The organism is Anaerolineae bacterium (assembly GCA_014360855.1).
Classification (GTDB): Bacteria; Chloroflexota; Anaerolineae; order JACIWP01; family JACIWP01; genus JACIWP01.
In genome coordinates, this window is record JACIWP010000052.1 from 1 (window position 1) to 13780 (window position 13780).

A 13780-nucleotide genomic window follows, 5' to 3' on the forward strand; every position below is an offset into this window, starting at 1 on the left:
TTTTCCATATCGTCTCGGAGGAAAGCATTGGGGCCGGCAAGCGCCGCATCGAGGCTGTAACCGGGCGCGCTGCATATCAGCTTGCCTGGAAGCGGATGTCCATCCTCGACGATGCGGCGGCATACCTCGGATGCCTTCCCGAGGAGATTGACCGCAAGGTGCTCGAGCTGATGGAAGAGAATCATCGGCTCGTCAAGGAGATCGAGAACCTGCGCCGCGAGCTGGCCAAAGAAGAAGTGGACGCGCTGGTGCGGCAGGTGCGTGAGATTCACGGCATCCGCGTGGTCTCAGCGGAGGTGAAATCGGCCTCTCAGATGGAAACCCTGCGGGAGATGACCGACTGGCTGAGGGATCGGTTGGGATCGGCGGTGGTGGTGCTGGGCGCGGTGATCAACAACCGGCCGAACCTGGTGGCGGCGATCACGCCGGACCTGGTGGAGCGGGGCTTTCACGCCGGCGAGCTGGTGAAGTCGGTGGCGCGGCATGTGCGCGGGGGCGGCGGCGGTCGTCCAACCTTGGCGCAGGCCGGCGGAAGCGACCCCTCCCGCCTGCCGGAGGCGCTGGAATCGGTCTACTCCTGGGTGGAGCATGCCCTGAGTGAAAGATAGCCTCGCATGAAGAGCCGCAGGCGGCGTTTTCCCTGGCAGACATTTCGCCTGGAACAGCTTGTCCCCGCTCTGGAGGTTCGCCGGGCGCGATCCCGGGCGGGGACAGCGCCGCGCCGGCGCTCTGCCGGCTATCCTGAGGCGTTCAGCGTATTAGACCTGGGGACCACCCATCTGAAAGCGCTGGTCTGCCGGCGCAGTGGCCCGGTGGTGGAGGTGCTGGGGCAGTGCGTGATGTCCTACGGCGTGCTGGAGCAGGCGCCAGGCAGTATGGCGGAGCTGTGCGATCGCGCCCTGACCCAGGCGGAGGACAACAGCGCTGTGCTGAGCGGCCGCCGGCTGGTCCCCGACGAGGTGGTTATCGGGGTGCCGGCTTCTACCGTGGTAGCCCGCTCGTCCGAGGTGACGTACCGCCGGCGGGATCCCTCTCAGCCGCTGGATGATGCCGAGCTGGAGCGAATCCTCTATATTGGCCAGCGCACAGCGCTGGAGGAACTGCGGCGCGGCGGCCTGCCCTTCTCCGATGCCGTCATTCTGGCCTCGGGCACGCAGGTACAGGTGGCGGTAGATGGGCATCCTGCGGATGATCCCCGGGGACTGCGCGGTGAGATGATCACCCTATCTCTGCTGAATGTCGCTGTCTCGAGCACACTGCTTCGGGCGCTGAGCCGGCTGGCAGATGCGCTTCAGCTCGCGGTGAGCGGTTTCATGGTGCCGGCGCAGGCCGTGGTGAATGCCTTGGGGCCGGCGCTCTCGCTCGACGGCGTGGGGATTGATATTGGCGGCCGGCGTACTGTGCTGGTGGCCTGGCGCCAAGGGATGGTGCAGGGGTGGAGCTCTATTCCTTGCGGGGGCCAGGACTTTACCCAGGCCATTCAGCGCGCTTATCATTTGGACGGGGAGCGCGCGGAGCGGCTGAAGTGCTGGTACGGGGAGGGCCGGCTTTCCCCGGATCATCGCGAAGGCATTCGGGAAGTTCTGCGTTCGCCCTGGGAGCACTGGAAAGACCGGCTGATAGAAGGCCTGTTGGACCTGCCGGCCAACGGTTCCCTGCCCGGCCATTTCTGGCTGTGGGGCGGCGGCGCGCGGCTGTCCGGCGCGGTGGAAGCGGTGCGCGCCGCGCTGAGCGATGCACGCCTTTCCTTTGAGGGCTACCCGCAGGTACGGCTGGCCGAGCCCAGTGCTTTGCGGAACCTGCGCCTGGCCGGCGAGATGGATGCGCTGGCGTGCAGTGGGTACGCCATGGCAGTGGCCTTTGCCCGGCAGGCGGAGGAAAGCCGGCTGGCCGCTCTGCTGCAGAAGGCCACCATGGTAGTGTGTCGCGCCGAACATCTTGATATTTGGACATTGAGCGATGAGTAGGAGCGAAAGGGTGCCGGGCGGGACAGGGAAGGGGGCCTTTGATGGCCCGGATGAGATTATCTACCTGGATCGCTCTGATGATATCGGAACACTGCTCCAGCGGCTGGAGCGGGTGGAAGGCCTGCATGCCCTTATTGTAGTGCCGGGCAGTGAGCCTTTGCTTGCCAGCGAGGTGGACCTGCGCCTGCTGAAGCGGCGGGCGGATGCGCTCCAGCTCGATGTGATCGTAGTGGCCAAAGATGGCCTGACCCGCCGGCTGGGACGCGAGGTCGGCCTGCGCATCTACGGCAGTCCGCGCGCCGGCATGGCCGCACTGCGCCGGCTCCAGCGCCGCCACGGCACCCCGCGCCGGGCTGTCGTGCGCGATGCCCTGAAGCCGCAGGTGGTGGAAACGGTCGAGACGGCCCGCGGCCGGCGCAAAAAGTCGCCGGCGGAGCAGTACCGCGTCTATTCGGTACGGCCGAAGCGCAGTCTCCCCACCCAGATCGCGGCCGCGCTGTTCCTTATCGCTCTGGCGGCGGGTCTGGGGTATATGCTTCTGCTTCTGGTGCCCGAGGCGACAGTGACCGTGGTGCCGGCGACGCAGCGTGTGGAGACCAGCGTCACGATTACGGCGGACTTGAACGCCTACGAGGTGGATTTCACCCGCCGCATCATCCCCGCGCGGGTAGTGGAGGTGCGGGTGGAGGGCACTGCCACCATCCCCACGACCGAGAAGCGGGACGCGCCCCATAACCGGGCGACCGGCCGGGTGGTCTTCGTCAATAAGACGGACGAGGAGGTGAAGATACCCGCCGGCACAGTGGTGAGGACCTCTACCGGCACCAACGTGCGTTTCACCACGATGGATGACGTGACGGTGCCGCCCGGGCGCGGAAGCCGCATGGAGGCCGACATCATCGCCGAACTGCCCGGGCCCAGCGGCAATGTCGCGCCGTACCTCATCACCACGGTCGAGGGCGCGCTGGCCCTGCGGGTGGCGGTGGTGAATGAGCGGGCGACTTCCGGCGGCGATGTCAAGCAGGTGGGAGTGGTCACCCAGGCCGATAAGCAAAGGCTGAAGGACCTGCTCCTCCAGCGACTGCGCCAGGAGGCGCTGGCGCGCATGCAGGAGCAGTTGGATGCGCAGGAGTTCATCCCGCCGGAGACCGTGCAGGTATTTGTGATCAGCGAAGTGTATGATAAATTTGTGGATGAGCCGGCCGACGCCCTGACCCTGGAGCTGAAAGCGGCGGCCAACGGTGTGGTCATCGCCGGCCAGGACGCCAATGCCGTGGCGCTGGATGCCTTACAGCGCGTGGTGCCCTCGCGGTATTATCTCGCCGCCCAGGGGCTGTCCTTCGAGCGGGGACCGGTGGTGCAGATAGACGAGGAGCGCCGGGTGAGCTTTATCATGACCGCCTCCGGTATCGCTGTAGCACGCGTGGAAACGCGCGGCCTGCGGGAGCTGGTGCAGGGGATGCCGGTGGCGGAGGCCCAGGCGCTGGTGGCAGATCGTCTGCTACTGCGCCGGCCGCCGGAGATTGAGGTGCGGCCGGCATGGTTCGGGCATATGCCCTATTTGCCCTTCCGCATCGCGTTCGTGGTGGTGACGGAGCTGGAATGAGCCGCGTCCTCGGGGTGGATTTCGGCGAGCGCCGGATGGGCCTTGCGGTCAGCGACCCGACGGGGCTGATTGCCCGCACTGCCGGCATCGTTGAGCGCCGTTCGGATCAGCAGGCGGCGGAGCACATCGCCCGTCTGGTGCAGGAGTGGGACGCAGAGGCTGTGGTGGTCGGACTGCCCCTCAACGCGGACGGCTCCGAGGGGTTTCAGGCACGCAGGACGCGTCGGTTTGCATCCCTCCTCCAGGAGCTTATCGGGGAGCGCCCCGTCATCCTGTGGGATGAGAGCCTGAGCAGCGTAGAGGCGCGAGACCTGCTGGCGGAGCGGGGGAAGCCTTCCCGCCGGCGGCGCCATCATGATGACGTCGCCGCGGCAGTGATCCTGCAGTCTTACTTGGATGTACAGCGCCGGCAGACCCACTCGGCTACATCGTCAGAAGAGTAATCCAGCATTGATGGGAGCAGGACATTGGACATCATCCGTTCGATCGCACGGGTGCTCTTTTTCCTCGTCACGATTGCGGCGTTGGTGATTGTCGCGCTGATCGGTGCCGAATTTATCATGGGGCAGTTGCGTCCGCCGCCGGCGCCGGTGGCGGAAGCCGGCCAGGAGACGGAGCGGCAGATTAACCTCGCATCGCCGGAGGAGCTTGTCCTGGGTCTCTATCTAAAACTGCGGGCGGCGGACCTCCAAAAGCCGGCGGGCGATGATCCCACACCGATAGAGTTTACTGTACTGCCTGGGGAAAGCGCCGCAGAGGTAGCGGGGCGGCTGGCCCAAGAAGGGCTGATCACGGACGCGGAGCTGTTCCGACGCTATATGCGCTTCTACGGCCTCGATGTGGGGCTGGAGGCCGGCGATTACCAGCTTGCCAAGAACATGACTATGGAACAGATTGCCAAAGCGCTCCAGCATGCGCGCGTCAACGAGGTGGTGGTACGGGTGATTGAGGGTTGGCGCGCCGAGCAGATCGCCGAGATGCTGGAGAAAGAAGGGTTGACGACCGCCGCCGCCTTCATGAATGCGGTGCGCACGATGCGGTTGCCCTATGCTTCGCTGGCAGACCGCCCTGCCGGCGCCTCCCTGGAGGGCTATCTCTTCCCCGACACGTACCGCCTGGCGCTCAACTCCACGGCGGAGCAGATTGTGGAGCGGATGGTGGCGAATTTCGACGAGCGCTTCGACCCGGCCCGCAGGGCGCAGGCCCAAGCCGCCGGCATGACCATCCACCAGGTGGTCACCCTTGCCTCCATCGTGGAGCGCGAGACCGTGGTGGAGGAGGAGCGCCCCATCATCGCCAGCGTCTATCTCAACCGCCTGGCGAAAGGCATGTATTTGCAGGCTGACCCCACCGTGCAGTACGCGCTGGGGTATCAGCCGCAGACCGGTCAGTGGTGGCTGACCCCACTGCCGATGGAGGCGCTGACCGGCACCGAATCCATTTACAACACCTATCTGCATCCCGGCCTGCCGCCTGGCCCCATCTGCAACCCTGGTCTGGCGTCCATTGATGCAGTGCTGAACCCCGCGCCGACCGATTACCTGTTCTTCTATTCGAAAGGGGATGGCACGCACGCCTTTGCCAGCACCTATGAGGAACATCTGCGCAACCAGGAGCTGTACCAGCGGTAAGCGCCGGCCAGTATGCGTTCCTGCTCTACTGCTCATCCTGCTGATGCTCAGCAGTGCGATGGTGGGCGGGTGCCGGCCGGTGACCTCGACGGATGCGGTGAAAATCGGGCTGGTGGCGCCCTTTGAGGGGGCCGGCCGGGAGCTGGGGTATGCGGTCTTGGCGGCGGTGCAGATGGCTATCCGGGAGAAAAATGCCGCCGGCGGCATTGCCGGCCGCCCTATCGAGCTGGTGGCCCTCAATGATGAACTGGAGCCGTGCATGTCCGCCCTGCAGATGGAGAAGCTGGCGTTGGATCCGGCGGTGATGGGCGTCATTGGGCCATGGTCGCCGGCAACATCCTCATCCGCCCTGTCCACGGCCGACAACGCCGGCATACCAGCGATACGTACAACCCCTTGTGCCCAAGGGACGCCGTCCGGCGCCCTCGTCCTCGCTCCTTCCCTCTCTGCCTTTGCCCAGGCGGCACAGATGCGGTTTGGCAGTGCGTCCGATGCCGCCTTCGAGGTGCGCATCGAGGATGAGGAACTGCGCGAGAAGGTGCGGGAGACCTTTGCCGGACAGGGACTGCAGGTCGTGGAGGGCGCGGGGAGGGCTTCTCCGCCGGCCGGCGGTTCGCTGATCGCTGTGCTCGGCCAGGAGGATTTCCAGGACGATACCGTGCTGACAGACGAGCGGTACGCGCAGGTGCTGGTGCTGTACGGGCCGTATGCGCCTTTATTGGGCAGATTACTGCCGCCAGAGCGTCGGCCGGCGGTATATGTGTGGCAGTATGTCTGTCAGGGGGAAGGATACCGGCAGTTTGCCCAACAGTATCTGCGCGAGACGGGGCAGGTACTGCTGGCGCCGGCAGTGCAGGCGTACCGCGCGGCGCGACTGCTTTTCCAGGCGATGGACACAGCCGGGCCGGCGCTCACGCGCGACAAGATTCGTTGGGCGCTGGAAGCCCTGGCAGAGGGAGAGGGAGCGTTGGGTATAGATTGGTGCGCCGGCGCAGGGGTGGACTGGGTGCCGCTGAGCGAGCTTCCATAAGGGGGATTACTATGCGTGTGCTGATGCTTTCCTGGGAATATCCGCCCCACGTGATTGGGGGGCTGGGCAAGCACGTGGCAGAACTGTTGCCGGCGCAGGCCGGCCTGGGGCTGGAGGTACATCTGGTGACGCCGCGTCTGGCCGGCGGGGAACCGCAGGAGCACATCGGGCCGGCGGTGGTGCATCGGGTGGAGCCGGCGCCCCAATCGGAGGCCAACTTTTATACCTATGCCTGGCAGACCAACCTCCTGTTGGAGGAGCGCGCCAGCCGGCTGTGGTCGGAGCTGGGAGGCTTTGACATCATCCATGCCCACGATTGGCTAGTGGCCTTCTCTGCCTGCGCCCTGAAGCGCGTCTATCATACGCCGCTGGTGGCAACCATTCACGCCACCGAGCGGGGCCGGGGGCGCGGGGAACTGCACGGCGAGCAGTCGAGGGCCATCAATGATGTGGAATGGTGGCTGACCTATGAGGCCTGGCGCGTCATTTGCTGTAGCCAGTACATGGCGGAGGAGGTGCGCGGTTACTTCGGGACGCCGGCGGATAAGATTGACGTGATTCCCAACGGCGTGGATCCAACCCCATTCCAGCAGTGGGAGGGGGTTGACCTGTCCGCCTTCCGCGCCATGTACGCCCTGCCGGAGGAGAAGATCGTCTTTTACGTGGGGCGGATCGTGTTTGAGAAGGGGGTGGAGACGCTGGTGCGCGCCGTGCCGCTGGTACTGAAGGATTTTCCACAGGCCAAGTTCGTCATCGCCGGCACCGGCCCTCACCTGGAAACTGTGCAGAGACTCGCTTGGGAGCTGGGGGTTGGGCCCAAGGTGCTCTTCACCGGCCGCATCTCGGATGAGGACCGCAACCGCCTGTTCAAGGTGGCGGACTGTGCGGTCTTCCCCAGCCTGTACGAACCTTTCGGCATCGTCGCCCTGGAGGCCATGGCGGCCAAATGCCCGGTGGTGGTCTCGGAAGTGGGGGGATTGAAAGAGGTGGTCCAGCACGCCGAGACGGGCATTACCGTTTATCCCGGTGATCCGAACTCGGTGGCCTGGGGCATTCTCCACACCCTTCAGCACCCGGAATGGACGCGCCTGCGGGTGGAGAACGCCTACCGCAAGGTGTTGGAAGAGTACAACTGGCCGCGCATCGCCGGCTTGACCATCGGCGTGTACCAACGCGTGGTGGAGGAACGCCGGCGGGTCACCGATTGGTGATGGGACAAGGGCGGGGCGTTCGGGGGACGCCCCGCCCTGCGTTACATGATGGAACGATAGATCAGCGGCGGCGGCGTGACCGGCTTGTCCGACCATGCATAAGCCGCCAGCATGCGCTCTCGCGCCATGGCGATATGTTCTGGGTGGGAGGCGTGGATGGTGAATAGGGGAGCGCCGGCTGTCACCCGGTCGCCGATTTTGGCGTGCAGGATGATGCCCACGGCATGGTCCACCGGGTCGCCCTTTTTGGCGCGGCCGGCGCCCAGCAGGGCAGAGGTCAGCCCCACTTCCATGGCATTCAGCTCCGCGATATAGCCATCGCGCGGCGCAGGGACGGTCTCGATATACCGCGCTTTGGGCAGGCGGTCTGGCTCGTCTACATAGGCCGGATCTCCGCCCTGGGCCATGATGAATTGGCGGAACTTCCGCAGGGCCGCGCCGTTGGCCAACACTTGTGCGGCCCTCTCCTGGCCTTCTTCGACGGCGGAGGTGATGCCGGCCAGCGTCAGCATGTGGCCGGCCAGGGTGATGACCAGGGTGCGGAAATCCTCCGGGCCGGCGCCGTGGAGGGTCTCCAGCGCCTCGCGCAGTTCGAGCGCATTTCCCACCGCCCTGCCCAGCGGCTGGTGCATATCCGTCAGCACTGCGGCCATGCGCCGGCCCTGGCTCCTGCCGATGTCCACCATCAGCTCGGCCAGGGTGACCGCTTCCGCGAGGGTTTTCATGAAGGAGCCGTGGCCGACCTTGACGTCCAGCAGGATGGCGTCGGCGCCGCCGGCGAGCTTCTTGCTCATGATGGAACTGGCAATGAGCGGGAGACTGCCGACCGTTGCGGTAGCATCGCGCAGGGCATAGAGCTTTCCGTCGGCCGGCGCGAGCTGCGCGGTCTGGCTGGCGACGACGAGGCCAATCTCGCGCGCCTGCCGGCGGAACTCCTCCGGCGTCAGGTCGGAGCGGAAGCCGGGGATGGATTCCAGTTTATCCAGGGTACCGCCGGTATGGCCGAGGGCGCGGCCGGACATTTTGGCGACCGGCAGGCCGAGGGCGGAGATGGCCGGCGCCAGCGCCAGCGTCGTCTTGTCGCCGACGCCGCCGGTGGAATGCTTGTCCACGGTGAAGGGGAGGATATCTTTGAAGGAGAGCATCTCGCCCGAGCGTGCCATGGCCATGGTCAGGGCGATGGTCTCCTGGGTGTTCATGCCGCGCAGATAGATGGCCATCAGGAGCGCGGCGGTCTGATAGTCGGGGATCTCTTCTTTGACATAACTCTGGATAAACCAGTGGATTTCCTCTGAGGAGAGTTCCAGCCCATCTCGTTTCTTGGCGATGATATCTACCGCGCGCATGGAAGTTGCCTCCTTTGGCAGGATATGCGGTTCAGGCAGTCAATAATGACGAAATATGCGCCGGCCAGGCGATATCATCCATTATACCCGTTCCGCCTTGGGTGGCAATTCGATGGGCCGAAATAAAAAGGGGCGGCAGTGATACCGCCCCTCTATGGTTATGCTGGTGGGGTATTACAGCTCGCTGAGCTTTTCCGCCTCGCCGGGGAGCATGGGGTAGACGTGCTCCGGGCCGGGGAAGGTGCCGTTGCGCACCTCTTCGGCGTACTGGGCAAAGGCCTTTTTCATCTCCTCGGCCAGGTTGGCGTACTTCTTGACGAACTTGGGAGTGAAGGCCTCAAAGATGCCCAGCAGGTCGGAGACGATCAGAAGCTGGCCGTCGCAGTGGGGGCCGGCGCCGATGCCGTACACTGGGATACGGAGGCGCTCATGGATGAGCTTGGTCACCTCAGGGGCTACGGCCTCGACCAGCAGGGCATGCGCGCCGGCTTCCTGGACGGCCAAGGCGTCCTGCAGCATGAGCTTGGCGGTCTCCAGGGTGCGCCCCTGGGCCTTGAACCCGCCGAGCTGGCCGGAGGACTGCGGCGTCAGGCCGATGTGGCCGAAGACAACGATGCCGGCCTCGACGATGGCCTTGATCTTATCCGCCACGCGCACGCCGCCCTCGAGCTTGATGGCGTCTGCACCGGCTTCCTTGAGGAAGCGGCCGGCGTTATAGACCGCGTCCGCCGTGGTGGTCTGATAGGACATGAACGGCATGTCCCCGATGACAAAGGTGTTGGGCGCCGCACGGCGCACCGCCTCGGTATGGCGGATGCACATTTCCATGGTCACCGGGATGGTGCTCGGGTAGCCGTAGACGCACATACCGAGCGAGTCGCCGACCAACAGCATGTCCACGCCGGCGGCCTCGGCGCAGGCGGCGGTGGGCGCGTCATAGGCGGTGATCCAGACCACTTTCTCGCCGCGCTTCTTCATTTCGTAGAAGTCGAGGATCGATTTTTTCTTGGGCATGGGAATTCCTCCTTGCACGATTAGGTGAGTTACGCATGCATCCAGGCCGGCACCTGATGTATCGTGGCCAGGCGGACCAGCTCGTGAACATCGGGTGCCGACTCGAAGTGCCAGACGAGGTCGACCAGGCGGTCAATGCGCTCGGGTTCGACGATATCCTTAAGGAGCCAGCGGAATTTGCGTTCGACCTCTTCCTCGGTCCAGCCGGCGTACTTGACGCCGGCGTCTGCCGGCGCGGAGCGCAGGACGCGGCCGTCTTTGAGGGTGATTTCGGCGATGGCGAAGAAGCCGCCCTTGGGGTCGCCGGCCATGCCAAGGTTGTGCAGTTCGCTGAGTTCGGGCGATTCCTCCAGCTCAATGCGCGAGGCCAATTCGCGCACCTTCGGGTCCTGGAGACGGTATTCCAGGATCTGGCGCGGCCCCAGCTCGCCGTCCAGGAGATAGACGGCCAGCGGCCAGGCGGTGTTGAACTGCGCCTCTTCCGTAGTGGTAGGAAGCTTGTTGCCCAGGCGAACGGTCTCATGTGGGCCGACGATCTTGATGCGGGCGATGTCGTCCACGGTGATGTGATGTTCTTCCATGAGGCGCTTGGTGACGTTGATGGGCGGATGGCTCCAGGCACAGGAGGCGTAGATTTTGAAGCCGATGCCCTCTGTCATGATGTAATTCTCGCCCAGGTCGGCCACCCAATCGTAGTATTCCTCGAAGCCGAAGAGGCTTGGGATGCCGGTAAAGCCTCGGCGGGCCAGCAGGGCGGCGGTGATGCCGGTCATGGTGCCCCAGCCGATGCCGTGCTTCACCATGGTGGGATGGTCAATGTCGCGCATCATGGGCAGGTTGGGGGCATGGTATTCAGCGATGCCCAGGGCATGGTGGACCTGGGCGGGGGTCAGGCGAAGCAGGTGGCCGGCGATGGCGGCACAGGCCACCGAACCCCAGGAACCGCAGGCCTGGTATATTTCGTGGGTGGCGTGCCAGATGCGGGCGGCGCGATGCGCGATCTCGTAGCCAATGACCATGCCAGTGAGCAGGTCCGCGCCGCTGAGGTTGCGCGCCTCGCACAGGGCCAGGGAGGTGGGAAAGACCTGCACCCCGGGGTGCCCCTTGGTGTACCAGCCGCAGTCATCGATGTCGATCGCGTTGGCGGCGTAGCCGTTGGCGAAGGCGGCGCCGATGGCGGAGGCGCGCCGGCCGCGCCACAGGATGGTCGCTTCGGTACCCGGCCACACATCTGCCGCAAAGCCGGCGGTAATGTCGGCGACGGCGGTCAGGGTGCCGGCCATGGTGGCGCCCAACACATCCAGCAGTGCCATGCGGGCCTTGCGCTGGGCGGCTTCGGGAATCTGGTCCCATGAAAGGGACGTGATGAATCGAACGGCCAGCTCATTACCATTCAACTTTTGCGCGCACATTTTTGCCCCCTTTCCCAATTACCTGATTCAACGCTGTACTTACAATCGGGCCAATGCCTGACGCATGCGTTCGATGCCCTCGCGGATCTGCTCCCAGGCGGTGGCGTACGAGATACGCAGGAAACCCTCGCCGCCGGGGCCGAAATCGGAGCCGGCCAGCAGGGCGACGCCGGCTTCCTCGAGCAGATAATCGGCAAGCTCGCGCGACGAGCGGCCGTAACTCCGCACATCGGGGAAGACATAAAACGCGCCTTTGGGCATGGCACAGCGCACGCCCGGCAGGGTATTGAGCGCCGCCACAGTGAGGTCACGCCGCTGGCGGAAGGACTCGCGCATCACCTCGACGGTGGAGAAATCCCCTCGCAGGGCGGCCACGCCGGCGGCCTGGGTGAAATCGGCGGTGCACCCGATGGTGTGCGTGGCCAGCAGTCCGACGCGCTCGGCCAGGGCCGGCGGCATAATGCCAAAGCCCAGGCGCCACCCGGTCATGGAGTAGGTCTTGGAGAAACCGTCCACGATGATGGTGCGCTCCCGCATGCCCGGTAGGGCGGCGATGGACGGCGCATCCCCTTCATACACGAGCTGGCAGTAAATCTCATCGGAGATGACCCAGGCGCCCACCCGCTGTACCTCCGCGGCGATCTGCTCCAGCACATGCAGGGGCGTGACGCCGCCGGTCGGGTTAGAGGGGGAGTTCATGATGACCAGTTTGGTGCGGTGGCTGATCTTTTGGCGGAAGTCCTGCATGTCGAAGTTGTACAGCTCATCGGGGTCGAGGCGGACGGGCACTGGCACGCCGCCGGCCAGGCGCACGATGGCGGAGTAGGAGGGGAAGCCGGGGTCAGGGATGATGACCTCCTCGCCGGGTTCGACCAGGGCGAGGGCGGCGAAGTAGATCGCCGGCTTGGCGCCTGGTCCCACAATGACCTCCTCCGGGGAGAAGGTCATGCCGCGCCATTTGCCGGCGACCTCGGCGATGGTGGCGCGCAGGTCTGCAGTGCCGGCCGGCGGGGTGTAGCGGGTCCTGCCGGCCCGAATGGCCTGGATGCCGGCTTCGGCGATGTGCTCCGGGGTAGGGAAGTCCGGCTGGCCGATTTCGAGATGAATGATACTGCGTCCCTGTGCTTCCAGCGCTTTGGCGCGGGCCAGCACCGCATAGGCTCCTTCGGCTTTGAGAGGGCGGACACGTTCGGCGAAGTCCTCGAGGTTCATCGCGCTGTCTCCTGTGGTGGCGTCATGCTTCTCTCGACCGGTACAGTATACAGGAACATTGAAAAAGGTGCCAGGACAGGTTGGTATACTGCCCTGTACGTTTGATGTATCAGATTGTCTAAATCATATATCAAAACGGACGGCTTGGCAAATTGCCCAGCGCACGTTGTCTGGATGATGGGTATGCGCGGGCCGGCAGTTCCGCCATGGTGAGCGCCATAACGGCTTTCTGGACATGGAGGCGGTTTTCCGCGATATCATAGATGATAGCGCGCGGTCCGCTGGCGACCTCATCCGTGACCTCATGGCCGCGGTCCACCGGCATGGGATGGATGAACAGGGCGTTGTCGGTGCGGGCCATGCGAGGGGCATCGCAAATCCATTCTGAGAGGGCCAGTGAACGCTCTATCTCCCGTTGTTTCTGGAACTGGCCGGCCTCGTATGCCTGCGGGCTCATCCAGTTGCGGGAATAGACGATGTGCGCCCCGGTATAGCCGGCATAGGGGTCGTGGATGATGTCGAGGGAGCCGGCGGAAGCGAGACAGTTGTCCTCCGCCCAGGCGATGACCTCCGGGTCCAGGTCGTAGCCCTCGGGGTAGGCCAGGGTGATGTGCATCCCCATGCGGGAGGCCAGCAGGAGCGTTTCCTGCACCGAGCACCAGGAGCGCGCCAGCGCCCCGCTGGCCCAGGTGATGAGCAGTTTCCGGCCGCGCAGATCGCCGAGATGCTCGCGCAAGCCCATGATATCGGCCAGCCCCTGGCAGGGGTGGAACCGGTCGTCCGCCATAGAGATCACGGGTACGCTTGCCCAGCGGGCGTACTCGCGGATGAGAGCGGCTCCCTCGCCGTATGTGCTGATCTGGTCCTCCAGGATGCGGATGCCCAACCCGCAGGCATAGCGGCTCATGACCTGGGCGGCATCCTCGATGGTTTCGCCGGCGCTTCCGCCCGATTTGAGCCGCATCATGCGCGGCTCCAGGTACTGGGCATGGCCGCCCAGCTCGGTGGCGGCACATTCGAAGCTCTGGCGGGTGCGCAGGGATGGGCTGTAGAACAGCATGAAAAAGGTGCGGTGTTTGAGCAGGGAGGTGAACGCCGGCGCGAAGCGGTCCCGCTTCATGCGGCCGGCCAGCGCCAGCACCGTTTCGATTTCCTCCATGCTCCAATCCTGTGTGCAGAGCAAATCCCTGCCGCGCAGTTGTTCCACGATGCCCATATTGGGGTCTCCTTCTATGCTATGTCGTTGTATAATGTAACCATAGAGGACCGCATAGTGATGGATGGGAGGGATAGGGATATGAAGCGCTTGCTTATCACCGCCGGGCGGGTCTTCACACCCATCACTGTTCTG

The 13780-nt window shown here is 64.7% G+C and carries 12 protein-coding genes; 7 read left to right on the plus strand and 5 right to left on the minus strand.

The genetic code is table 11. The features are described from left to right. The 7 genes from H5T60_04380 to H5T60_04410 all read left to right on the plus strand — a co-directional run. A partial coding sequence (locus H5T60_04380) for an alanine--tRNA ligase (protein MBC7241664.1) occupies positions 1–608 on the plus strand: 608 nt, incomplete at its 5' end. 6 nt (positions 609–614) lie between these two features. After that, positions 615–1967 carry a hypothetical protein gene (locus H5T60_04385; protein ID MBC7241665.1) on the plus strand — a complete coding sequence of 451 codons (1353 nt, stop codon included), beginning with the start codon at positions 615–617 and terminating at the stop codon, positions 1965–1967. 10 nt (positions 1968–1977) lie between these two features. Continuing rightward, positions 1978–3573 (plus strand): hypothetical protein, encoded by a 1596-nt coding sequence (locus tag H5T60_04390; protein ID MBC7241666.1) that lies wholly within the window; start codon positions 1978–1980, stop codon positions 3571–3573. After that, positions 3570–4016, plus strand: a complete 447-nt coding sequence (gene ruvX / locus H5T60_04395) for a Holliday junction resolvase RuvX (GenBank protein MBC7241667.1) — start codon at positions 3570–3572, stop codon at positions 4014–4016. The genes H5T60_04390 and ruvX overlap by 4 nt, the downstream gene beginning before the upstream one ends. A gap of 24 nt (positions 4017–4040) precedes the next feature. Further along, on the plus strand, positions 4041–5204 hold the full coding sequence (mltG, locus tag H5T60_04400) for an endolytic transglycosylase MltG (GenBank protein ID MBC7241668.1): 1164 nt from the start codon (positions 4041–4043) through the stop codon (positions 5202–5204). Then, positions 5164–6234 (plus strand): ABC transporter substrate-binding protein, encoded by a 1071-nt coding sequence (locus tag H5T60_04405; GenBank protein MBC7241669.1) that lies wholly within the window; start codon positions 5164–5166, stop codon positions 6232–6234. Before mltG ends, H5T60_04405 begins: the two co-directional genes overlap by 41 nt. Before the next feature lie 11 nt (positions 6235–6245). Further along, positions 6246–7445: a glycosyltransferase family 4 protein gene (locus tag H5T60_04410; protein ID MBC7241670.1), complete on the plus strand. Its 1200-nt coding sequence runs from the start codon at positions 6246–6248 to the stop codon at positions 7443–7445. Between the two features lie 41 nt (positions 7446–7486). On the opposite strand, the gene H5T60_04415 is transcribed toward H5T60_04410, so the two are convergent. From H5T60_04415 to H5T60_04435, 5 genes are all read right to left on the minus strand, one after another. Next, positions 7487–8791: a pyrimidine-nucleoside phosphorylase gene (locus tag H5T60_04415; GenBank protein ID MBC7241671.1), complete on the minus strand. Its 1305-nt coding sequence runs from the start codon at positions 8789–8791 to the stop codon at positions 7487–7489. Between the two features lie 174 nt (positions 8792–8965). Continuing rightward, positions 8966–9805: a 3-methyl-2-oxobutanoate hydroxymethyltransferase gene (panB, locus tag H5T60_04420; protein MBC7241672.1), complete on the minus strand. Its 840-nt coding sequence runs from the start codon at positions 9803–9805 to the stop codon at positions 8966–8968. A 29-nt stretch (positions 9806–9834) separates the two neighbouring features. Then, complete coding sequence (locus H5T60_04425; protein MBC7241673.1) at positions 9835–11217, minus strand: MmgE/PrpD family protein; 1383 nt, start codon at positions 11215–11217, stop codon at positions 9835–9837. A 39-nt stretch (positions 11218–11256) separates the two neighbouring features. Continuing rightward, on the minus strand, positions 11257–12429 hold the full coding sequence (locus H5T60_04430; protein MBC7241674.1) for a pyridoxal phosphate-dependent aminotransferase: 1173 nt from the start codon (positions 12427–12429) through the stop codon (positions 11257–11259). Between the two features lie 130 nt (positions 12430–12559). Then, positions 12560–13645, minus strand: coding sequence for an ornithine carbamoyltransferase (locus H5T60_04435; GenBank protein MBC7241675.1), 1086 nt, complete (start codon positions 13643–13645; stop codon positions 12560–12562). Between the last annotated feature and the right edge of the window lie 135 nt (positions 13646–13780).